This is a genomic window from Methanothermobacter marburgensis str. Marburg (genome assembly GCF_000145295.1).
GTDB lineage: Archaea > Methanobacteriota > Methanobacteria > Methanobacteriales > Methanothermobacteraceae > Methanothermobacter > Methanothermobacter marburgensis.
In genome coordinates this window covers 699,553-721,594 of the sequence record NC_014408.1, presented here as the reverse complement: position 1 = coordinate 721,594, position 22,042 = coordinate 699,553, and the positions used below count along the sequence as shown (strand labels likewise).

Below are 22,042 nucleotides of genomic sequence, written 5' to 3'. Positions count from 1 at the left end.
CATCAACATGATCAATTCTTTTAAAGGAGTATCTCCCTCTTTCCCTCATTCTCGTCCAGGACCACGACCCTCTCTGCACATGCTATGCATGGGTCTGCACTGGCATAGGTTGCAACGGCATCTGCAACGGTTGCAACGTCACGCAGCATGTACTTTGCACAGGCATCGATGTTCATGATGCTGGGGGTCCTTATGGAGATGTTCTTTATGAGGTTTCCGTTGGTCTCAATCATGTAGGCCACCTCGCCGCGGGGTGCCTCGTTTCTCCACTCCCCGTAGCCTGCCTTCACATCCACCTTCCTCCTCACAGGGCCGGAGGGGATACTGTCTATCACCTGCTTTATGAGGTCAATTGAGACCCTTATCTCATCGAAGCGGTTCATGACCCTTGCAAAGTTGTCCCCCTCATCCCTCCAGATCGTCCTGAAATCCAGGTGATCCCGGTAGGTGGGGTGATCCTCCCTGAAGTCATACCGTATACCCGAGGCCCTTCCGATGGGTCCCACTGCCCGGGCCTTCTCTGCCTCCTCACGGCTCATGTAACCCACGTCCCTTGACCTGAGTCCTATGAGTGGCCCGTGCTCGAACATTTCAACGTAACGGTCGAATTCCCTTTCAAGGTCCACTATGATCTCCCTTATCCTTGAGAGGTGATCCTCTGAGGCGTCCATCCTCACACCCCCCACAACGTTCCAGCCCATGTTGACACGGTTACCTGTGAGTAACTCGATGGCATCCATGACAGGCTCCCTCAGGGCCAGCATGTACATGAACATTGTCTCATGGTCAAGGGCCTTGAAGTAGGTTGAATTTGCAATGAGGTGACTCTGTATCCTGTCAAGTTCGTTGGTCAGTGCACGGAGGAACTGGGCCCTCGGTGGGGCCTCCACCTCAGATATGGCCTCAAATGCCTCTGCAAAGGTCTGTGTGTGTATATATGAGCATATCCCGCAGACCCGCTCAGAGAGGTATATGGCCTTCTGCCAGGTCTTGTTCCTCATCACCCTCTCTATTCCCCTGTGAACGTATCCATACTCTATCTCGGCCTTGAGAACCTTCTCACCCCTTGTCTTAACCTTGAGCCTTATGGGCTCCTTGTAGCCGGGGTGCATGGGTCCAAGTGGCAGTATCATCTCTTTCTCCCCCTCTCTGCTATTGCACCGGGTGCCACAGACAGTATCGCTTCAAGTATCTCAGATGGCCTTGGCGGACAACCAGGGACCTCAGCGTCCACCGGTATGAAGTCAGAGACCGGTGCATAGACGCTCCCACCCTCCTGGTTGAACACGTCCCCTGAGATGGGGCAGTTGCCCAGGGCCACCACTATCTTTGGCTCAGGTGCCTTGCTGTATATCCTCTGAAGCTTCTCTCTCCACTGCTCTGTAACGGCACCGGTCACCAGTATCACATCAGCCTCCCTGGGGTTCTGGTGGACGTATATACCGTACTGTTCAAGGTCATATCTGGGTGAGAGGAGTGCAAGGACCTCTATGTCGCAGCCGTTGCACCCTCCGGTGTTCACAAGACACACGTGGATTGATGTTTTCCTCAGAATACTTTTAAGAGCATCCAACATTTCTTTACCTCTACATCCACTCTTTAATGATCAATCTTAAGCTTAAGAGCATCCAACATTTCTTTACCTCTACATCCACTCCTTCATGATCAATCTTAAGACCGGAGTATCTCATGGAGCCTCCTCTTCCCCTCAGCAAGGGCATCTCCGTATTCGGCTCCATCCAGGATCATCCCTGTTATCTCATCCTTGAGTGCCTCTGCATCCCCAGTATCCACGATTTCCATCACATCAACGAGCCAGCAGAGCTGGAGGTCACTGTGCAGCTTCTCCTTTATGCACCTTGGCCTTGCAGACTCGAATCTGGGGTGGAGGGCCTCAAGGCTGGACATGTCCAGTTTATCCATGAGTATCTCCTGGAACTCCTCCAGATCAATTTCAAGTTCCCTGGAGAGTGGTTTCACAACATCCTCCTGCCACCGGTAACTTTCAATTATCCTCCTCTTCATGAGCCTCATGAGTTCTCCTTCATCCATAACTACCACCCCGGGGTCCCGGCCAGGAGCCATATGATAAAAGCCACCGCAGCCCCCAGGACCGTCTCGTATCTACCATACCCTGGCCTCATACCGGCAACCAGGGCGACCATGAAGAACCCCCCGGTCCTTAAAAGAGGGGTGAAGGGTGCCAGGGCCGCATTCACAAGCACCACCCACCCCACGAGGGCTACTATAAGTGCCAGTGGGTCTATTTTTTCCTCCACAAATGGCTCCCTGTACTTCCGGTAGCTTAAGAGTAAACCGGTTACCGAGCCAGCGATAAAGGAAACCGTGTATACAAGGTATATTCCATACAATATTATCACCAGTGAATTTGATTATACCGGTCTGTAGAGGACCAGGAATGAAATTATGAAGAGTGCCAGTACCGCGAAGAACGCAGCCCTTTCAAGTTCCTCTGAGAGTTCAGAGACCCTTTCACTGCCCGCCATGAGCAGTAGAACCATGAATATGGCTGCAAGGAATGTGACCGGTATTACAGATATCCTCTGCATGATGGCTGCAAGCAGGCTCACGATTATTACTCCGCCCGCAACAAGTGCCGTGAGTACCGTTAGACCTTTCTCCATTAAATCCCCTCTCTAAATTACTATCACATTACAAGCATAAGAATGATGGACCCTGCTATACCGGCGAATGCCAGGATAACCTGTATGGCCACAGAGTGGTTGGGGTTCAGCATTGGTGTTGTTGCGTTTATGAATGCCGTTACCGCCGTGATAATCACCATTCCCAGGATGTATAGCGGCAGGCTCAGGCCGCCTATGAATACCGTGAGGAATATCCAGAGGAGCATGTACCATGCAATGGACTCTGAGATCATCAGGTAGCCCCTGAGGACCCCGAAGTGCTCTGTCTCATACCCGGATATTATGTCCTTACCCTTGGTTATGGAGAATGGTGAGTACGGTGCCTTTGAGAGTATGAGGACAAAGAACATCATGGCCGCCAGGGGGAGCTTCAGTATGAGTGGCCCGTGGATGCTCTGGTAGCCTATGATGTCGGATATCATCATCGTCCTGGTCTGCAGGTATATGATGGCGAGCACCGCAAAGAGTGGCAGTTCGGCTGCAGCAGAGAAAACCGCGCGGACACAGCTGAGCTTACCATACGGTGAACCGGATGATGATCCTGCGTTGTGCTCAACGATCTTGTGGAGGGCGTATATCCCGAAGAAGAGCAGGAGTGAGCCCTCAAGAACAGGTCCCACGATAACCGCGCTAATCCAGATACCACAGAGTGTCGCCGCTATAGCCACATAGAATGGCATGGCAGCCGTCCTGGGGAACGATGACTCCTTTATGTAGAACTTAAGGGTGTGGAGGAGGTGCTGTATAACAGGGGGTCCTGGTCTCCTCTGTATCCTCGCCATCACCTTCCTCTGGAACCCCAGAAGCAGGCTCCCCACCAGAAATGCTATTGTAACGTTAACTATGATGTTTCCCATCAGATTCATTTCATCACCGCAAAGTATGGTTCCATGATCATCAGTACCCTATGAATGGTTCGTTAACCCTCTCGTCAGCCTCATCCTTCTCTGGTGTCGCCATGGAGAGTATCCCCAGCGAGAGTATGAAGACCGGGATGAGGAATATGGCCACGCCATACACCACCCACGCAGGTGGGTTGAAGAGGAGGGCATAGATTATCCCGGTTGCTGATAGTATCAGGGCAGTAAGGCTTCCTGCTTTAAGTTTATTCATGATCTCACCTTCAGAGTGCAACTATCAGTAAAACCTCAATGGCCCTCACAATCACCAGGAGGGAGCTGAGGTGTATTATGAGTATGAAGGGTGAGCCGGGTGTCCGGAACATCTCTGCCTTGGTTGCATAGAACGGTGCAACACCGGTCTCACCTATAACCCCCATCAGAAGGAGGATGGTTGCAAAGCTTATCATGGGGTTTCCCCCGATATGGGATAGCTCAAGGAGACTCAGTGTACCTGATGAGCCCAGCACCATGGCCGCGCCCCCGAAGAGGGGAAGTGAAGCCATCATGGCTATGAGTCCATACTGGAAGGCCGCATCAAGCACATCCACCTGTCTCACCGCTGAGACTATACCGATGTTAACTATTCCTATGAGTGCCACAAAGAGTGTGAAGTTGAACAGGTCACCTGTAACCATCGCGCCTGCAGTTGCAAGTCCACAGACTATTGCAAGGAACCTCCTGATCCTGAACTCGGCTGTGTCAACCTCAACCCTCCGGTTACCCAGTGACCCGAACTCTGTCTCAACCTGGGTCTCTGTCCGGCTTATGGCTATGAGGAACGTGAATATGAGTACAGATGCGAACATGAACAGGTTGAATGGTGTGAGGTAGAGCACTATGTCCCCGAAGGGTATCTGACCCAGTAGCTCACCACCAAGGGACGCTATATCCATCATTCATCACCCCCTGCTTCCCTGATCTCCTCCCTTGCAAGGACCCCGATGAGGCCCATCTTGCTGGCCACCTTGATAAGTATACCGCAACTTGAAAGGAACAGGGCCGGGAGCCAGAGCTGTGGTGCTGTGAAGAATATCAGGAAACCTGCAAGCCATAGGCACCAGGTTATACCTGAGACACCCGCTATACCATTCCATTCAGCCACCGGCAGGCCACGGGCCTTCCTGGTTGCAGCGTAGAACAGAACACCTGCACCTGCAACCGCACCCCCTGTGAAACCTGTGAGGAACACGCCGTAGGCTATGAGTACAAGTGCCAGGAAGTTGGGGGCTGTCCTGAAGACCTCGAGTTCCATCGGGACGTGTTCAATCTCCTCCACCTCGCCACGGATCCTCATCTCCCTTGAAATGAGTATCTCCGAGATGGCCATTATCTCGGCCAGTTCAACCACCAGCCCGGGGAGTATGAGGGCCTCTGCAAGGTCGGTTCCGACCGCTGCAACGATCACAAGCATTGCTATTCCCACTATATCGGTGATTATGAGTGCGCTGAGGTCATTCTTCTGGAATGATATCCCAAGGAGCGCTATGAATCCCGCTACAAGTCCCGTGTAGACAGCCGGGACGAAGAGTGAAACTGTGAATTCAGGTACCATCATGGTTTACGCCTCCTCACAGTGAAGTTAAGGGCGACCCATGATGCTATGGTGAATGCCATCATGAGTATGCTTGACTCAAGGACCGTGTCAAGACCCCTTGTGTAGTACAGTATCTCATCTATGAGACCCCCCGGGGATGAGTATATTGAGGTTCCGAAGTAGTAGGTAAGGTCCTTGACCGCTATCGCTATCGGTGACAGGTAAGCTGTGATCTTACCCAGGTTAACCTCAAACTGGGGGTACTGGGACTTCACGTTGCCTGGTTCCTCAAGTGGAACCCCACCACGGTCGTAGGGTGCCAGGGGATCCTTGCTGTTAATCTGTTCCTGTGGGAGTGGCCTCGGGTAGAGCTGGTTCTCATTCAGTGTTAATGGTACCAGGAAACCCACAAGGAGCACGAGTCCAAGTGAGAATGCGAATAGACGCGGTATCCTCTTGGGGTTTGCCAGTTCGTTGAGGATTCTTCCAAGGCTCATACTTCCACCCCCATCTCCTCGAGCCTTATAACGGCCCTGAGCAGTACCAGTGTCATGATTGTGGTGGCCGCGATGAAGGTGAGGAGTGCAAGTGTGTGGTTGTAGGTGAGGAATATCAGTGAAACACCAACCGCCGGTATCTCGGTGTTCAGTATCCTGACGATAGGGTCCCTTACACCGGGACCTGCGACGGTTGCAATGGAACCTATTATTACAAGTGCGGCCCCTGCGTAGAACCATATCTGGGTTTCAAGCAAGTTTCCCACCTCTTACATCCAGTACATGAACATCAGACAAGATCCTCACCCCTCGCTACCCTCACATCATTTATTCTCATAACAGCCATGAGCAGTATCACCGTTGATATGGGGTCAAAGAGGGCTGCTGCCATGGCCACGTCAAGGTATCTGGCCGCCGCGAGGACCATCACAAAGCCCCCCTGAAGCAGAGAGAACATTATTATCTTATCAAGGGGTCTTGGAAGTAGTATGATGCCTGCGGCACCTGTGAATATCACGAAAATTCCTGTGTTTGTAAGGTTAATGAGGTCAAGCGGATTCATAAACATCACCAGCCAAATCTTCACCTAATCCCTTAATGAGGTCAAGCGGATTCATAAACATCACCAGCCAAATCTTCACCTAATCCTCGATTAATATTTCCTCCCCTACACGGTCAAGGGTGTGTGCAATAGCATTGGATGTTATTGTTGATGCCACGAAGTAGACGGCTGCAAGGATAGCCCCGAATGCCGTTCCAATGTAGAGTGCAATCATTGCAGATATCCCGAAACCCATTGCATTGAGGTAAAGGAGCCTCTCTGCCCTGTCCTGTGCTAGAAGTGCCCTCAATGCCATGAGAACAACTATTATCCCTGTTATCTGGAGTAGCATGATCAACACCTTCTATTTCAGGTCTGTGTACCTGTTCATCCTCCTGGCTATGGCGCCAAGGAGCCTTGATGATCCTCTGTGGTTTAACCCCTGTATTGTGGTTATCGCAATAACCATTCCTGCAACAAACATTTCAGGTTTCAATCCGGCAAGCGATGAGATTGCTATTATGACCGTGATTGAAAGTGCGCCTGTCGTACCGGCATACCCCGGGTCTGCGCAGAGCCTGTTCCCTATGAACACCAGGAGCGCAGCTATAATGCCCCCTTCAGGTACACCCATGAGGTAACAGCCAATTGCCCCCAGGAGTGTGCCTGCAGATGCGTCAGGTGAGCATACTATGTTTCCCTGGAAGAAACCCCCTGCGAGGTCCCCTCCCCTTCTCATTATATCCCTTCCAATGTAATCGGCCCCCCTGACACCTGGTTTCTCTGGAAGGCCCATCCATGTATCTATGATAACAAAGTTCAGCCAGGATACCGCTGCTGCGACTGCAACTCCAACAAGTTCATTCATCACAAGTCCTCCGGTCTGGGGAATATGTCCTCAAGGAAGTAGGCCGTCATGAGAGCTGCCAGAAGCCCTGAAACCACACCAAGATCGACCCCACCATACATACCCGTGACACCAAGTTTTATGCATATAGCCACAAGACCCATGGCAATTATGGGCGCCGGGAAGATGGCTGACGGGGTCCAGGAATGTCTGGCCGGTCTTTCAGGTGCCAGAGGCAGCCCCAGTATCGCTGAAATGATTATTGAGGAAATAATGCCTGTTATGTAACCTGAAAGATATGTAACATGAATAATCATGATAAAAGAATAATAATCCAACATATATAAATCTTTTTAAAAACCGATTTCGGGTATTGAAGAGGAATTTTAATACGATTTTTGCTGTTTTTAGGAGAGAATGCCTCTGTACTCCTTCAGATTATGTAATAAAAATTTGCTCAAATAATAGCCACTTTAGTGACATATTTCACGATAAACTGTAAGTTCATGTGAAACAAGAGAAACCTCCAGGAGAAAAATGGGGTGATCTGTATGGGCATCCATCTAAAAACCCTCGCTGTTCCCGTGCTGCTCTTAATTCTTCTCACAAACCCCGTGAGTGGGGCTTCAGCAGTGCAGGAGGTCCGGGTAACCGTACCCGAGAGTGTGGAGATAATGGTCCTCTGGAAGGGAGAGGAGGTCGGAAACTCATTCACCCTCACAGCCACAGTGGAACCCGGAAAAGAATACACCTGGCCCGGAGGACCCCAGGGACTCCAGATAAAAGACCTATCCAACGTCCCCATCGACCTCTACATAAAAGCAGAAGGAGACCTCCAGGGACCAGAAACCATACCCATACAGAACCTCAAATACGCCAACTACGGCACAAACCTCCCCAAAACACCACTCACAACAACCTACACACCTGTTAGAAGGAACTGGGTGGTTAAATCTGAAGATGAATCATTAATACCCGTGGACCTTCACCTCACGGTGCCACCTGGAACAGCCGCCGGTGTCTACTCTGTGAGAATATATCACATAGCTGTTAAATCACCGGGTGAACCCTGAAATAACTCTTTTTTATTAATGAAAACATTTTATAGCCTGCAAATCACGCAGATGAACCCTTTTTAGCATATCAACATTGATGACGATGCCCACTGGACCAGATTTAACTCCATGAAAATACACAACCACAGAAATAATAAATTAATAATAAATTATAAGGGAAAACTTAATAAATAAATGAATTACAGATATATGTGTAATGGTGGGGGGATCTTCTGATGTCAGATTACAGCTGGATGGGGGTTCTTTTTATACTGCTGCTTCTACCCATACCCTTTTCCACAATGGGCGCAGTGCAGGAGGTCCGGGTAACCGTACCCGAGAGTGTGGAGATAATGGTCCTCTGGAAGGGAGAGGAGGTCGGAAACTCATTCACCCTCACAGCCACAGTGGAACCCGGAAAAGAATACACCTGGCCCGGAGGACCCCAGGGACTCCAGATAAAAGACCTATCCAACGTCCCCATCGACCTCTACATAAAAGCAGAAGGAGACCTCCAGGGACCAGAAACCATACCCATACAGAACCTCAAATACGCCAACTACGGCACAAACCTCCCCAAAACACCACTCACAACAACCTACACGCCAGTCAGGAAAAACTGGACCGCAAGAGATGAAAGAAACGCTGTTGTCCCGGCCGACATCTACCTCACAATTCCTCCCTTCACCGCGCCGGGGGAATACAGGGTCAGAATATACCACCTGGCTATAAAATCAGCCACGTAACCTTATTTTAATCTGCATCACCATCTGAACTGAAATATGTCTTCTTAAGCGCACATGTGACAGACATGAAAATATTTATCAGTCCACGACCCAAATAAATAGTCCAATCAGCATACGGGAGAATCTCAGTTGAAGTTCAGGCGGGAGATCATATTATTAATTGCAGGTATAGTATCAGCGGTCCTCATAAACATGCCATTATTTCATCTCAGGGTTCTTGGAATAGCATCATCCATAGTGGTGTCAGGTTACACCATACTCATCATCACAGGCTTCGACAGCATTCTGATCACCCCGGTGGCAGGAATGCTCCTCATCACACTCAACGCCCTCATCCTTAATTACACGCCCCTCAGGAACTCAAGAGCACTTTATGCACTCCCGGCCATAATTATACCCCTCATTGCTCTTATAATCCGCCTGAGAAAGAAGGATACCCCTGAGGAGGATACCCAGACAAGAACCGCAAGGGAACTTGCAAGAAGGTCTGGCAGAAAACAGAGCGAACGGCATGAGGAAGATGAAGTCATCAGGCTCGGTCTCTCCTCAAGGGACCTCCTGATTGCAGGTATCCTATCATCCTCAACACCCATCCTCATAAGCCTCACACACCTCAGACATGTGAGGTTCCTCCTTGCACTCATCCTCATAGTAAGCACATCCTATCTGGTGGCATCTGCCTTCCTAACAGGGCTGCGGGAGAGGAGAAGACTTAAGCAGGTAGGATTAATAGCCCTCTTTGTCTCCATCCTGACACCCCTAGCATGCTTACTTGTACCCAGGGGTTATGGTCACATATTCCTTGGGGTCACAGGTATACTTGCAGGCCTTGCAGCCTACATCAGAAGGTCCAGACAGAGGATAAAAATCATAGAGTCCCTTCAGCAGTCAGAAATGGACATCCTGGAGAAATATGGGTTAGTGGAGGATGAAATCACCATTGAAATACCTGAAATATCAGATGATGACCTTTATGTGGGTGAACCCTCAGCTATAAAGAAGAAGGCCCTTAAAATGAGAAAAATAAGAGGGGCCCCTGAAACCGGGAAAATCGAAGGTGATGATGTTGAAGGGGAACTCAAAAAGGCCTTCTCAGGACATGAATTCCCCTCAGAACCTGAAAAAACCACATCCATCGGTGGTTTCAGTGACCTCGCAGTTCTATCCATCCTGAGTATCCTTACCATCATCCTTTTGAGGGGCGGTATCGCTGAGGCGCTCTTCTACCTCCAGGTGCTGTTCATCCCGGGGTACATACTGATTTCAGCCATCGCACCTGAAAGGGTTCAGCTCAGTATCCCTGAGAGGCTGTTTCTGGCATTCTCCACGAGCATCATCATGACCTCGGTCATCGCACTCCTCATGGGTGGACATGTTACATTCAAACCATTCCTTGCAAGGACAGTGGCAGGCCTCAGCCTTGCCCTCACTCCAGCCGCATTCATAAGGAGGTGGAGGCGCGGGGAACTCGCCTACTCCGCCGATATAAGAAGCATACCATCACCCCGTAACCTCTCAAGGGACGGTAAGATCTCACTCTTCCTCTCCATCATACTTGTAGCGCTAATTGCGGTAACGGTCTACATAACCCTCAACCCGGCACCCTCTGAGAGGTTCACAGAGTTCTACATCCTGGGGCCCGGTGGAAAGGCCTACGGGTACCCCGAGAACCTCACAGCAGGGGCAAATGCCAGTGTAATCGTGGGTGTGGTTAACCGTGAGTACCGCAACGAGACCTACCTCATGGTGGTGCGTCTTGGCGGAGATATTTTAAGGAATGAAACCATAAGGTTGAGTGATAAGGAGAAGTGGGAGAGGAAGATAAACTTCACAGTTACAGAGACCGGGGAAAACCAGAAACTGGAATTCCTTCTATACAGGTTGCCTGATAAAAGGAAACCCTACCGGTCTCTTCACCTATTCATCAATGTAAGGTAGTGTATGATCATGAAGGGCATGAATGTCGCTGTAACAGGAGGACTTGGATTTATAGGCTCACACCTCACAGATGAACTCCTCAGAATGGGAAACAGGGTCACTGTAATCGATGACCTCTCGAGCGGGAAGAGGGGGAACCTCATGTACCCCAAACATGAAAACCTTGAGATCATAGAGGGGAGTATCAATGAGGTGGACCTTGATTCTGTATTCATGGATAAGGATTATGTGTTCCATCAGGCCGCCCTTGCAAGTGTCCCTGAAAGCGTGAGGGACCCCCTGAGGTGCCACAGGGTGAACGCCACAGGAACCCTCAGGGTGCTTCTTGCCGCCTGCAGGGCGGGGGTCAGGAAGGTTGTGAATGCCTCAACCTCAGCTGTCTACGGGAACAACCCGGAAATGCCGCTCTCTGAGGACGCAAGGCCCATGCCCCTATCACCCTACGCGGTATCCAAGGTCACAGGGGAGTACTACTGCAGTGTTTTTGAGGACTATGGCCTTGAAACAGTTTCCCTCAGGTATTTCAATGTTTATGGGCCCAGACAGAGGCCTGACTCCCAGTACGCTGCCGTCATCCCGAGGTTCATTGACGCCATCCTCCAGGGCAGGCAGCCTGAGATCTATGGTGATGGGGAGCAGAGCCGTGACTTCATCTATGTGGGTGACGTTGTGAGGGCCAACATCTTCCTTGCAGAGTCACCTGAAACCGGTATCTTCAATGTGGCTTGTGGAAGTGCGGTTACTGTTAACCGGCTCTTTGAGATAATATCAAGAATCCTCGGATCAGATTCAGAGCCAGTATTCCTTGATGAGAGGCCCGGTGATGTGAGACACTCCCTTGCAGACACCTCAAGGCTGGAGGCTACAGGCTTCAGGCCAGATGTGAAACTTGAGGAGGGACTCATCAGAACCGTCGAGTGGTTCAAAGGATGAAACTGAAATCTGAACCCTCTGAGAGGGATTAAAATGAGTCATGCCAGAACCCTCGCAAAAAATACCCTCTTTCTCCTCACAGCCACCATCTTCACCAACCTCGCGGCCTTTGTATGGAACGTCTACCTTGCAAGATACCTCGGCACAGCAGGTTTCGGTATACTATCTGCGGCACTTGCCCTAACAGGCATATTCAGCATACTGGCTGACCTCGGGATGGGGACCTACATTACAAGGGAAATCGCAAGGGACCCTGCTGGTGCCAGAGAGCTTGCATCTGCGGGGCTTGGTAACAAACTGCTCCTTTCATTGATTGTCCTTGTTATGATAATCCTCCTACCGGTAACCGGTATCTACAGGGGCACGGCTGCTGCAGTTGTAATGTTCATAGGGGGTTACATGCTTGTTAACGCCTTCAGCGCATTCTTTAACAGCATGTTCCAGGGATTCCAGCGGATGGAGTACCAGACGATCTGGAACATCCTCAACAGTTTATTCATACTTGTCGGAGTGCTCACCGTGATCTGGCTGGGCGGAAGTGTTGTACATGTGGCCATCGCCTACCTCGTTGCAGCGGTTCTCTCAGTTAGCTACTCTGTTTTCATATTCACAAGGAGGTTTTTCAGGCCAGGTCTGGCTTTCAGCCGGGAATTGATCGTTAATGGACTGCCTTTCGGCGTGACCAGCGTTTTTTTCCTCATCTATTTCTGGATAGACTCTGTCATGCTCTCACTCATGAAGGGTGATGTTTCCGTTGGTCTCTACAGTGCACCCTACAGGCTTCTTACAGTCATAAGCTCGCTCTACACTGTATACCTGCTGGCAGTTTTCCCCATTATGTCCAGGTTCCATGTTGAAAGCTCAGATTCCCTGAAATTCACCTACAGGAGATCCGTGAAGTACCTCATGATACTGGCGGTCATTATAATATTGATGGTATTCGTCCTTGCCGAGCCCCTGATAGAACTGATCTTCTCATCGAAGTACATCAGTTCTGCCCCTGCTCTGCGGATCCTCATAACCGCAACTGCATTCATGTTTCTAAACGGGATAACCTCAAACCTTCTGGGCTCAACCGAAAGACAGACAACGGTTACCCGTGTCACAGGTGCTGGGGCGATCTTCAATGTAACCGTTAACCTTATACTTATCTCCAGATTTGATTTTCTGGGGGCAAGCGCTGCAACGGTGATGACAGAATTTCTGATGATGGTCCTCTTCATGAGGGCTTTAAGGGATACGGATTACGGGCTATCCTGGAAGGATATCATGGAGGGCTGGCGAATTCTTATTCCGGGCGCGGCCTCTGCAGTGATACTAATGGCCCCTGTGAACATTATAATTAGGGCCACCCTTGCCCTGGCGGTTTATGTGGCTGGAATTTTCTTAACAGGGGCCCTCGACCACATGGACAGGGCCATAATCAGGTCAATAATCAGGGGCTGATACCTGCTTCATGTTTTTGTTCAGAGAAGAGCGGTGCAACGTTCATTTAATATTCATCATAGTTCTTACAGGCCACCCCCTATATCAGGGCTGTGCAGTGTTCATGTTTTAATATCGAGTATGTATGACCTGACCACATCGAGTATGTCCCCTGCGTAGTATGATGAGAGTATAGCCCCCAGTGCCGTGACCGACCAGAAGGATATGAGGCGATCCACGATGGCTATGCTGCCCGCAAGGAAACCTGGAACACCAAATAAAACAAAGAGTCCCGCCATTGAAACCTCCATTGAACCCATACCCCCCGGGAGGGCTGATAGTATCCCTATGAGGTTTGCAAGAAGGAATATCATGACAACCGCTGAGAATGCTATCTCAGCACCGAATGACAGGAAAACAAGGTACAGCCTCAGGCACTCCATGAGCCATGATAGAAACGAGAGGCCAAATACAACTCCAAGTGCCCCGAAGCTGGAGTAGGACCTTGTGTAACCTAGGAATCCCAGGGGATGTATGAGGAATACAGGAAACTCGCAGAGAAAATCGAGAACATCACACTACTTGGGCGGCTCGCAGAGTACCGCTACTATGACATGGACGACGTTGTAAAGAGGGCCCTTGAGGTATTTGAGGAGGAGGTGAGATGATGACCTCCAGGGATGTTTCCGGTGATGTGAGGGTGGCTGCAGTCGTGGTAACCTACAACCGTAAGGAGCTGCTCATGGAATGCCTGGAGGCACTCATGAAGCAGACAAGACCCCTCCAGGCCATATATATAATAGACAACGCCTCAACTGATGGAACACCAGAACTCCTCCACCAGGAAGGCTACACCCCCAGCCCAGAGGGAGGAACACTAACCCTGAAAACACCCAAAAACCAGAAAGAAATCAGGGTCACCCACATAAGACTACCAGAAAACACCGGCGGAGCAGGAGGATTCCACGAAGGAGTCAAAAGAGCCTACCAGGACGGATACGACTGGATCTGGCTAATGGATGATGATGCAGAACCACTACCCGATAGCCTTGAGAAATTACTTGTATATGCTTCAGATGGTGTTGTTGCCCTGGCTAATCTAAAGGTCTCCCCTGACGGGAACCCCCAGTTTAGACACAGGGGCTTCTTTGACTTTGAAGGTTTCGGTGATATGGTTCAGCCGGTTTCACCTGACGACCTCAAGGAGGATTGTGTTGAAATTGATCATGCCTCATTTGTGGGCCTTCTTGTTAACCTTAAGGCGGTTGAATATGTTGGTTTCCCACGGGCCGACTTCTTCCTGCACTTCGATGATGTTGAGTACTCTTTGAGGTTGAGGAGGAAGGGTGATATCCTACTCATACCTGGAAGCCCCATCCTCCACAAGGACGGTGCAATGGTGAATAGTGGGTCAAGGAGGATCCTCGGGAAGGATGTCCCCATGGTACCCTATGATAGGCTCTGGTTAAGATATTATGGTGTCAGGAATTCTGTCTGGCTTCGTAAAATGAACATGAAGTGGTGGAGATTCTACCTTTTCCTCCTAAAGGCCATCCCACTTTCAATTGGGGGTCAGCTTATAAGCGGTGAGAATATCTTGAGGAGGGTAAAATTCATTCTAAACGCATATATGGATGGATTTAGAGGAATTTTTGATAACGAAAAACCGAAGAGGATACTTTATGGTTGATTTTAAACTGAAAAGGGACTATGGTATGGTTTATATGTCCACTAAGCAATTTATGGATTTGGCACTTCTTGAAGGACTTATAGGGTATCGCTACTATGATATGGACAACGTGGTAAAGAGGGCCCTTGAGGTAGTGAGGGGGAGATAAGGTGAAGGTTTACAGTGATACCAGGATTTACATCGTTGCACCGGCTGGTAGAGCAACGGGAGGTCCGGAATTACTACATCAACTCTGTTTTCACCTTAGAAATGACCTTAAAATGGATGCATACATGTTCTATCAGCCTGAAGACCACGAGGCTCCCGTACACCCAGAATATAGGAAATATGCTGTTCCCTATGTTAATAAAATTGAAGATTCAGAGAAGAACATCCTCATAGTACCTGAAGTTGTAGGTCTAATGCGTGTTATTGATAATTATGAAAGAATCAGGAAGGTTATCTGGTGGCTCAGCATCGATAATTTCTACATATCAAAACTCGAAAACGATTCAGTCATTAAGGGCTGGCGAGGCAGACTAAATTATTTAGCCCACATGTTTTTAAAGAGAGAGATATTTGAACTCCCAGAAATTGCTATGGAGAAACACAAGGACTATGAGCTTATTAATGACGAAACGGTTTCATCAGCGTATATGCATCTTGCACAGTCCCATTACGCAATGAATTACCTTAAGAGACATGGAATAAAAAATGTAGAATACCTCTCAGATTACCTGAATGAAGATTTTCTGAAGATAAAAACTGACCTTAAAAATAAAGAAGACATAATTCTTTATAATCCCCGTAAAGGCTACAAATTACCTCAATCCTCATGAAAAAGGCCAGGGAATTAAATTTCAAGCCAATTATAAACATGACACGGGATGAAGTGATCAGGGAACTCCAGAGGGCTAAGGTTTACATCGACTTTGGCAATCACCCTGGAAAGGACAGGATACCACGAGAAGCTGCTATTCTGGGTTGCTGTGCAATTGTAGGTAAGAGGGGATCTGCTTCAGGTCCTGATGTGCCTATTCCAGACGAATTCAAATTTGATACCGGTAAAGATATGGGTGGTGTTATCAAAAAGATTCTGGACTGTCTTGAGAACTTTGAGGAGAACCATGAAAGTTCAACGATTATAGAAGATTAATAAAAAACGAACCTCTGAAGTTTCGTGAAGACCTTGAAAGAATCTTTAAATGATGAGGCTTTAAATTGTGCCTATTATGTGTGTGCTTAAAAAATAAGTTAATGATCATTCACCAGATTAGTGCATTTTTTCAGAAATCTGAGCATTTAAGTATAGTTATACGATCAAACGGAGATAAAAGGAAGCTACAATAGGAATAATTGAAGTTAACTTTTATTTCAACACATAGTAATTTTACATTATGGTGATTTATGAACGAGATCCAACGGATAGTGAGGAATATTGATCCTACGAGATTGCACAGATTTTTAACTATGTTTTATGTCCAATCATCCTTAATTAGGTGAAATGGGTCCATGAAGACCCATGTGTCGCCCCTGCTTGATGCCATCTCATTCATTATCTCGGTTACGGTTAGCTTCTCACTGGCCCCTGGTTTATGGACCCTGAGTATCTGGAGGACCCCCGCCTTGAGGGGCATGGGTGTTACCAGGTATACCAGTGTGGCCCCAGTGGTGATTTCACCCCCCTTAATGGCCTCCAGTATCCCCTGGTAGGCCTCGAGGGCATTTCCGCCGCACTCAATAACGTTGCCATCCTCAAGGCAGGAGACAATGTTTATGATTTTCATAAGATAAAGTATTAAGTAATAATATTTAAATTTTTCGTATGAGATGGGTTTATACGATGAGTTTACAGAGAGAATAAAAGTAATGGATTTGAGGGTGAATGGATGATCAGACGGATACTTGAAAACAGTGAATACCGGAGAGTGCTGGACAACATATTTTCGCTCACAGGGATACAGATGTTACAATACCTCATACCACTTATAACATTCCCTTACCTTACAAGAGTTCTAGGGCCTTCTAAATTTGGAAAAATCGCTTTTGCAACCGCATTCATAGCATATTTAAATTTTTTGACAGAATACGGATTTAATTACTCGGCTCCAAGAGACATATCAATACATCGAGATAATGAAGAAGAAATATCTGAGATATATAATTCCATAATGGTAGCTAAAATAATATTAATGTTTATCAGTTTTTTTATATTATTAGTAATTGTTTTTTCCATCAACATTTTCAAAACAGATTATTGGCTTTATTTTATAACTTTTGGGATAGTATTAGGTAATGTTTTATTTCCCGTCTGGTTTTTCCAAGGTATCGAAAAAATGAGATATATAACAATCCTAAGAATTCTCTCTTCGACTATAGCTACCATTTTTATCTTCATATTTGTAAAAGGTTCTAATGATTACATTTATGTGCCTCTCATAAACTCATTAGCTCTTATTACAGTAGGAGCATATAGTCAGATAATCATTAGTAGAAAATTTAGAGTAAAATTTATAAAGCCATCTCTTAACAAAATCAAAAAACAATTAACAGATGGGTGGTTTTTGTTTATATCCTCAATATCGATAAGTGTTTGTACGATTTCAAACAGATTTGTTTTAGGACTCTTCGTGAGCAGTGAAGTGGTTGCATATTATTCTGTCGCGGAAGAGATAACAAAAGCATTTCAAAGTTTATTAAATAGTGTTAGCCAAGCCATGTATCCCTATTTTTCAAGAATTCAATCAAAAAACAAAGAAAGAGCAAAATATGAATTTAAAAAAATAATAATTATAATGTCATTTTTATCGTTGTTTCTATCAATTTTTCTAATCTTTTCGGCACCATTTATTATAAATATATTTGCAGGGCGTAGATATGCAGTAAGCGTATCCTTGCTACAAATACTATCACTAATTCTGTTGCCGGCGGGTATTAGTACAATAATGGGTCTTCAAGGACTCCTCGCCTTTGGTCGCGCAGAGGAGTTCGGAAAGATATATTTTACTGCAAGCGTAATCCATTTGGTTCTTCTTTTTGTATTTATATATTTTTTATCAGTAAAAGGTCCGGCCATAGCTTTCGTTATAACAAATTTCATTATACTCTCTTTAATTTACAATTCACTAAAAAACCAAAGAATATTATAGCATTAAGAGATCTGAGCTAATAGAGTTGATATATGAAGAAATAGATAAATTTTATTTAAGAGTGAATATTTTGCTTTTCCAAAAAATAAAACAACGAACCTCATGAATTACCCGACTAATTTTAGCCACGTAGAAGCTGAAATCTTATATTGTATGATTCATCACTTAAGCCACAAGAATGTGGAGATAGCAGGTTATTCAACGCTTTTAGATATGGCAATTGAGGGTAAATAAAAAGCAAATGAAATTGTGTGAATTAACCTCGATTGAACCTATCCAATGAAATTTTGAAAACTTCAATTCTAGCTTTTCAAAAGTAATGCAAAAGTGGAAGAAATTGATATACTTTTTTTAAAAACAAAAGAAATGATATTCAACTCATGTTATAAAAATTGGCAATGATGTCTATATTGAATAATTTGGACAATATTACCTCGGCTTAAAATGAATGTCACGGTGATCCTTTCAGCTCAAGGCTATCACTATCAAACTTGACTTTATCAAATGGACGGTCACCGGATTTATGACGCTGAGCTTGAACGTGTCCTAGATGGTGAGTGTTCTATTCAATGAATCCCTCCTTTTGGTGTAAATGCTCATTTACATACTATCCATGTTAAAACCCACATAATTTAGTTAAAAAAGTTTATACTCTAAGATGGATTAGAATATTGCTAAGAAAAACTCTAAAATATAAAACTTTCTAGAAAATATCTATAGAAACTGATTATTTATGCTTTTGTAAACTCTTACCGTAATGCTTGCCACAGTATTAGGTGAAAGATCATCTTTAAGTTTCTTATAACCTTCTTTTCCCATTTTTAGTCTAAGTTCATCGTTCTTTATTAATTTTATTATTTTATCTGCAATAGCTTTAAAATCTTTTGGAGGTACGATATAACCTGTTTTACCATTTTCCACGATTTCTGATAAAGCACCAACATCTGTAGCAATTACAGGTTTTTTGAATCTATATGCAACTGGAACCACTCCAGTTTGGGAACCTTCAATATAGGGTAGTACTACGATTTTTGACTTTATAAAAAGTTCTGTAGCATACTTCCAAGAAATGTAATAAGGATGGAGTTCGAAATAATCTTTATTTTTGATCATTTTTTTTATTTTATTGAAATTTGTAATATCATATTTTCCTTTCTCAACTCTACCTGCAATTATGACTTTAATATCTGGAACAACTTTTTTGACAACCTCAGAGGCTTTAATGAGATATTCAAGACCTTTATAATAACCAATTCTGCCGAAAAATAGTATTATATTTTCATCACTAATTTTCGAGTCATCAAAATCCTCTATATATCTCTCCATAGGCGATATATTATGCCCTATCATCGGAATCACAAAAATTTTATTCTTTTTTACGTTTTTCTCTAATTCTTTTTTTAATTTCTCTCCATGAACAAATATAACATCAGAAAGTCTTTCAAAAAAAAATTTGGCAAATTTAGTAGTGATTTTCTCTTCACCAGGGTGAAAGTTTACATCATGGATTGTCGTTACGAGCTTAAAATTACTGACTATTTTTAATACAATAACAATAAATAAATTAAGCAACCTGCATTCTTGTATATGTATTATGTTATAATTTTCAGATTTTATTTTTTTTATGAGTTTAAAAAACACCTTAATGTTATATGGGTGGAAAACTGGAAATTTAACTTTATCTGTCCATATTACGTTCACTCTTGGGGAAACCGACAATTCACTAAATTCTCCCCTTTGTTGTGGTGTGTCAAACACCAATATTGAAGCTTCACAGTATTTTGTAATGGCATTAGCAAGTTGTACTGTATAATCTAATGGTAGGTTAAATGGTAAATAAAGAACTTTCATTATCAAAACCACCTTCTTCATATTGATTTCTATTTACACAACTCTTCATATACACTTTATCAGATACTTAATTACATTTAGAGTTAGTATTCTAATAATAAACCTAATAATAAATCGATGCGCCGCCGTTATCATAAATTTTATCTCTATTAACAATAGTTTCAGCCAATCTAAGGTATCTTTCTTTAACAAATCTTTGACTCATGTATTCTCCGACAAGTATTTCGCCCTTCTTTATGTTAAAGGCCCCAAAATATAAATAGGAATCTTGTGGAATTTCGGAGGTTTTCAAAGGAAAATTGCCGATTTTTTCCTTTTCTTCAATACCTGTCAACAATGGATATCGATAATCATCGACGATTATCATTTTATTTTCATTCAATTTAGCTAGCCATTTAGCGCCAGAAATTTCCCTCTGATTATATACTGGATAATCTTTACTACTATCTAATGCAATTGAGTGTGATTGACCTTCAAACAATTCATAGGTAAAACCACTTTGAAACAGAAAAAATATGGCGAAATACACAGCTAACACTTTTATTGTGCTCTTTTTGTTTGTTAAAAACTTCCTAATTAATACATATCCCCCCACTATACAGAATGGTGCCAAGAAAAATAGAGTTATATGATATAGTCTTGACATGGATATGGAACTCGCAAAAAAGGGTACTGAAATCCCAACAATTAACAAGAGTAAACTTAAGCCAGAAAATAAAATATATTCTTCATCAACTTTTAGTTTTTTGTATAATATGACAGTTGCAAAGCCTAAAATTATAAAAAATTGATTTGCATAATTAAGTGCCCTGTGAACAATACTTAATAAAGTTGGTCGGCCTTCACTAAGTGCTAGTCTCAACCCCTCGACCTTTTCAGGGTTCAAAAAGTCGGTGAAAATACTATTAATTATATGGTTTCCAATCTGTATTATAATATCAAAGGTGTATGAACTTGATATATACATATACCAGGTTAGAGAAAATACTAAGAATAATAAAATAAAAGATGAAGTGATTGTTTTTAATTCAAATTTTTTATTACTAAATTTATTTAATAAAAATGATACAAAGAAAACGCAACTGCTGAAAATTATGAAAAGATAGGAAAGAGAATAATGAGATAATGCAAGCGAAAATGCAAATATTATAAAAAGGATCGTCCTTTTTCGTTTTTTCAGAGTATCATCAATCATTAGCAACATGATTAGGACAAAAAATAATTCTGCAATTTGTTGCCTGCAGAGGTATGGTAATTCCATATAAAATGTAAAAATAGAAACAAAAAAAAAGGTCGATAAAAATGCAATTTTACTTTCCCTCAAAAATTTGTAGAAAACTAAGTATAATCCAACAGGTACTAACGAAAACAAAAAAGGATAAATAATTTTAAATACCCATATCAGATTTATACCCATTATTTCCGAGTAAATTGGCGAGAGCATTACAATACTTAACATTGCATTATATGTGTGGGCAATCTTTGGATTCCAAAAAGAATCCTTTATCACCAGATTAGCAAGATAATATTCATAATGAACATCCCAACCCCATATATAATTCGAAATTAATGTAGTGTGGTATAAAAGGGAAATTGAAACTATAAAAATCGCAAAAGGATGCAATTCATTTGGCATTTTACCAGAAATAGCCAAAAATAAGATTATAATAACTGAACCTATGAAAATCAATGAAAAAAGATTTTCATTATAGAAGTTCATTACATATGTTCCTAAAATCGCTAAAAATGGGACTGAACATAATAAAAAGATTGCTTTTTGAGACATTATATGTTGGATGTTCACAAAATGGGGGTTAGAAAAGTCTTTGTCTTTTATATAACTTAACAAACATGAAACTAGAACAAAGAGACTTATAGTAATTAGCAGATATGGCAATGAAATAGGCTTTAGAATTCCAAAAAGTGGAAAGAATGCGTTCATGAAAAATCCAAGGAACATCAAAGTTGCAATACTCAATCCAAAAGAATATAAGACTGTTTTAATATTTCCGAGCTCATGTAGATTTAAAATTCTGAGTATGATAACTCCAGGTAAATATGTAAGGTATAAAAAACCTATAAACTCTCTTAAAAGAGGAATATGAACTCCATTTATATCCAAATATATAAGAGCTAACATCGAGATTTGAATTCCTGCAACAACCCGTAGAAAGCTTTTTATATCGATGTCATTCATTGTGAAAATATTTATCATAGATTGCACCTTTATTTATTGAACTTGACTAACGGTACTTTTCACATTCCAATGTTGACTTAACAAGATTTTTG

The 22,042-nt window shown here is 44.2% G+C and carries 29 protein-coding genes; 10 read left to right on the top strand and 19 right to left on the bottom strand.

Features of this window, described 5'->3' with window-relative positions:
- Positions 1-20: 20 nt before the first annotated feature.
- The 15 genes from MTBMA_RS03920 to MTBMA_RS03850 form a co-directional block, all read right to left on the bottom strand.
- Complete coding sequence (locus tag MTBMA_RS03920) at positions 21-1,133, bottom strand: hydrogenase large subunit (protein WP_013295617.1); 1,113 nt, start codon at positions 1,131-1,133, stop codon at positions 21-23.
- A complete protein-coding gene (locus MTBMA_RS03915; RefSeq protein WP_013295616.1) occupies positions 1,130-1,576 on the bottom strand; it encodes an NADH-quinone oxidoreductase subunit B family protein in 447 nt (148 codons plus the stop codon). The genes MTBMA_RS03920 and MTBMA_RS03915 overlap by 4 nt, the downstream gene beginning before the upstream one ends.
- A 95-nt stretch (positions 1,577-1,671) precedes the next feature.
- Positions 1,672-2,052, bottom strand: coding sequence for a DUF1959 domain-containing protein (locus MTBMA_RS03910; RefSeq protein ID WP_013295615.1), 381 nt, complete (start codon positions 2,050-2,052; stop codon positions 1,672-1,674).
- 2 nt (positions 2,053-2,054) lie between these two features.
- Positions 2,055-2,381, bottom strand: coding sequence for a DUF2104 domain-containing protein (locus MTBMA_RS03905; RefSeq protein ID WP_148215549.1), 327 nt, complete (start codon positions 2,379-2,381; stop codon positions 2,055-2,057).
- Positions 2,382-2,393: 12 nt separating this feature from the next.
- A complete protein-coding gene (locus MTBMA_RS03900; RefSeq protein ID WP_013295613.1) occupies positions 2,394-2,645 on the bottom strand; it encodes a hypothetical protein in 252 nt (83 codons plus the stop codon).
- Positions 2,646-2,668: 23 nt separating this feature from the next.
- Positions 2,669-3,532, bottom strand: coding sequence for a respiratory chain complex I subunit 1 family protein (locus MTBMA_RS03895; protein WP_013295612.1), 864 nt, complete (start codon positions 3,530-3,532; stop codon positions 2,669-2,671).
- Between the two features lie 31 nt (positions 3,533-3,563).
- On the bottom strand, positions 3,564-3,779 hold the full coding sequence (locus tag MTBMA_RS03890; protein WP_013295611.1) for a hypothetical protein: 216 nt from the start codon (positions 3,777-3,779) through the stop codon (positions 3,564-3,566).
- A 10-nt stretch (positions 3,780-3,789) separates the two neighbouring features.
- Positions 3,790-4,461 carry a proton-conducting transporter transmembrane domain-containing protein gene (locus MTBMA_RS03885; RefSeq protein WP_013295610.1) on the bottom strand — a complete coding sequence of 224 codons (672 nt, stop codon included), beginning with the start codon at positions 4,459-4,461 and terminating at the stop codon, positions 3,790-3,792.
- Entirely contained in the window at positions 4,461-5,123 is a 663-nt protein-coding gene (locus MTBMA_RS03880) for an EhaG family protein (protein ID WP_013295609.1), read from the bottom strand. Before MTBMA_RS03880 ends, MTBMA_RS03885 begins: the two co-directional genes overlap by 1 nt.
- Positions 5,120-5,599: an EhaF family protein gene (locus tag MTBMA_RS03875; RefSeq protein WP_013295608.1), complete on the bottom strand. Its 480-nt coding sequence runs from the start codon at positions 5,597-5,599 to the stop codon at positions 5,120-5,122. The genes MTBMA_RS03880 and MTBMA_RS03875 overlap by 4 nt, the downstream gene beginning before the upstream one ends.
- The gene (locus MTBMA_RS03870) at positions 5,596-5,856 is read right to left on the bottom strand and encodes an EhaE family protein (protein ID WP_013295607.1); all 261 of its coding nucleotides are present in this window, start codon (positions 5,854-5,856) and stop codon (positions 5,596-5,598) included. The genes MTBMA_RS03875 and MTBMA_RS03870 overlap by 4 nt, the downstream gene beginning before the upstream one ends.
- A 32-nt stretch (positions 5,857-5,888) precedes the next feature.
- Positions 5,889-6,161 (bottom strand): DUF2108 domain-containing protein, encoded by a 273-nt coding sequence (locus MTBMA_RS03865; protein WP_013295606.1) that lies wholly within the window; start codon positions 6,159-6,161, stop codon positions 5,889-5,891.
- Positions 6,162-6,240: 79 nt separating this feature from the next.
- Entirely contained in the window at positions 6,241-6,492 is a 252-nt protein-coding gene (locus MTBMA_RS03860) for a DUF2109 family protein (protein ID WP_013295605.1), read from the bottom strand.
- Between the two features lie 12 nt (positions 6,493-6,504).
- Positions 6,505-7,008 (bottom strand): hypothetical protein, encoded by a 504-nt coding sequence (locus tag MTBMA_RS03855; RefSeq protein WP_013295604.1) that lies wholly within the window; start codon positions 7,006-7,008, stop codon positions 6,505-6,507.
- The gene (locus tag MTBMA_RS03850) at positions 7,008-7,304 is read right to left on the bottom strand and encodes an energy-converting hydrogenase A subunit A EhaA (protein ID WP_238523403.1); all 297 of its coding nucleotides are present in this window, start codon (positions 7,302-7,304) and stop codon (positions 7,008-7,010) included. The genes MTBMA_RS03855 and MTBMA_RS03850 overlap by 1 nt, the downstream gene beginning before the upstream one ends.
- 234 nt (positions 7,305-7,538) lie before the next feature.
- Between MTBMA_RS03850 and MTBMA_RS03845 the strand changes: the two genes are divergently transcribed.
- The 5 genes from MTBMA_RS03845 to MTBMA_RS03825 all read left to right on the top strand — a co-directional run bounded on the left by MTBMA_RS03845 (position 7,539) and on the right by MTBMA_RS03825 (position 13,105).
- A complete protein-coding gene (locus tag MTBMA_RS03845) occupies positions 7,539-8,060 on the top strand; it encodes a hypothetical protein (protein WP_013295602.1) in 522 nt (173 codons plus the stop codon).
- Positions 8,061-8,278: 218 nt separating this feature from the next.
- Positions 8,279-8,788 (top strand): hypothetical protein, encoded by a 510-nt coding sequence (locus tag MTBMA_RS03840; RefSeq protein WP_013295601.1) that lies wholly within the window; start codon positions 8,279-8,281, stop codon positions 8,786-8,788.
- A 129-nt stretch (positions 8,789-8,917) separates the two neighbouring features.
- Positions 8,918-10,726 (top strand): DUF1616 domain-containing protein, encoded by a 1,809-nt coding sequence (locus MTBMA_RS03835; protein WP_013295600.1) that lies wholly within the window; start codon positions 8,918-8,920, stop codon positions 10,724-10,726.
- Positions 10,727-10,735: 9 nt separating this feature from the next.
- On the top strand, positions 10,736-11,659 hold the full coding sequence (locus tag MTBMA_RS03830; RefSeq protein ID WP_013295599.1) for an SDR family oxidoreductase: 924 nt from the start codon (positions 10,736-10,738) through the stop codon (positions 11,657-11,659).
- A 33-nt stretch (positions 11,660-11,692) separates the two neighbouring features.
- The gene (locus MTBMA_RS03825) at positions 11,693-13,105 is read left to right on the top strand and encodes a flippase (RefSeq protein WP_013295598.1); all 1,413 of its coding nucleotides are present in this window, start codon (positions 11,693-11,695) and stop codon (positions 13,103-13,105) included.
- 101 nt (positions 13,106-13,206) lie between these two features.
- Here the strand turns inward: MTBMA_RS03825 and MTBMA_RS03820 are convergent, their stop codons facing one another.
- The gene (locus MTBMA_RS03820; RefSeq protein ID WP_238523420.1) at positions 13,207-13,611 is read right to left on the bottom strand and encodes a flippase-like domain-containing protein; all 405 of its coding nucleotides are present in this window, start codon (positions 13,609-13,611) and stop codon (positions 13,207-13,209) included.
- Between the two features lie 3 nt (positions 13,612-13,614).
- Here MTBMA_RS03820 and MTBMA_RS09070 point away from each other — a divergent pair, with 3 nt between their 5' ends.
- From MTBMA_RS09070 to MTBMA_RS09135, 4 genes are all read left to right on the top strand, one after another.
- Positions 13,615-13,752: a hypothetical protein gene (locus MTBMA_RS09070; protein ID WP_013295596.1), complete on the top strand. Its 138-nt coding sequence runs from the start codon at positions 13,615-13,617 to the stop codon at positions 13,750-13,752.
- Positions 13,752-14,774 carry a glycosyltransferase family 2 protein gene (locus tag MTBMA_RS03815; protein ID WP_238523401.1) on the top strand — a complete coding sequence of 341 codons (1,023 nt, stop codon included), beginning with the start codon at positions 13,752-13,754 and terminating at the stop codon, positions 14,772-14,774. The genes MTBMA_RS09070 and MTBMA_RS03815 overlap by 1 nt, the downstream gene beginning before the upstream one ends.
- 149 nt (positions 14,775-14,923) lie before the next feature.
- Positions 14,924-15,592: a hypothetical protein gene (locus MTBMA_RS09140; RefSeq protein ID WP_013295594.1), complete on the top strand. Its 669-nt coding sequence runs from the start codon at positions 14,924-14,926 to the stop codon at positions 15,590-15,592.
- Positions 15,589-15,909: a hypothetical protein gene (locus tag MTBMA_RS09135; RefSeq protein ID WP_013295593.1), complete on the top strand. Its 321-nt coding sequence runs from the start codon at positions 15,589-15,591 to the stop codon at positions 15,907-15,909. Before MTBMA_RS09140 ends, MTBMA_RS09135 begins: the two co-directional genes overlap by 4 nt.
- A gap of 319 nt (positions 15,910-16,228) precedes the next feature.
- Here MTBMA_RS09135 and MTBMA_RS03800 read toward each other — a convergent pair whose 3' ends face one another.
- Positions 16,229-16,540 (bottom strand): hypothetical protein, encoded by a 312-nt coding sequence (locus MTBMA_RS03800; RefSeq protein WP_013295592.1) that lies wholly within the window; start codon positions 16,538-16,540, stop codon positions 16,229-16,231.
- 102 nt (positions 16,541-16,642) lie between these two features.
- Between MTBMA_RS03800 and MTBMA_RS03795 the strand changes: the two genes are divergently transcribed.
- Positions 16,643-17,902: a flippase gene (locus MTBMA_RS03795; protein WP_013295591.1), complete on the top strand. Its 1,260-nt coding sequence runs from the start codon at positions 16,643-16,645 to the stop codon at positions 17,900-17,902.
- A 714-nt stretch (positions 17,903-18,616) separates the two neighbouring features.
- Here MTBMA_RS03795 and MTBMA_RS03790 read toward each other — a convergent pair.
- Positions 18,617-19,774 carry a glycosyltransferase family 4 protein gene (locus MTBMA_RS03790; protein ID WP_083772487.1) on the bottom strand — a complete coding sequence of 386 codons (1,158 nt, stop codon included), beginning with the start codon at positions 19,772-19,774 and terminating at the stop codon, positions 18,617-18,619.
- An 82-nt stretch (positions 19,775-19,856) separates the two neighbouring features.
- Complete coding sequence (locus MTBMA_RS03785; RefSeq protein WP_013295589.1) at positions 19,857-21,968, bottom strand: DUF2206 domain-containing protein; 2,112 nt, start codon at positions 21,966-21,968, stop codon at positions 19,857-19,859.
- Positions 21,969-22,042 lie beyond the last annotated feature (74 nt).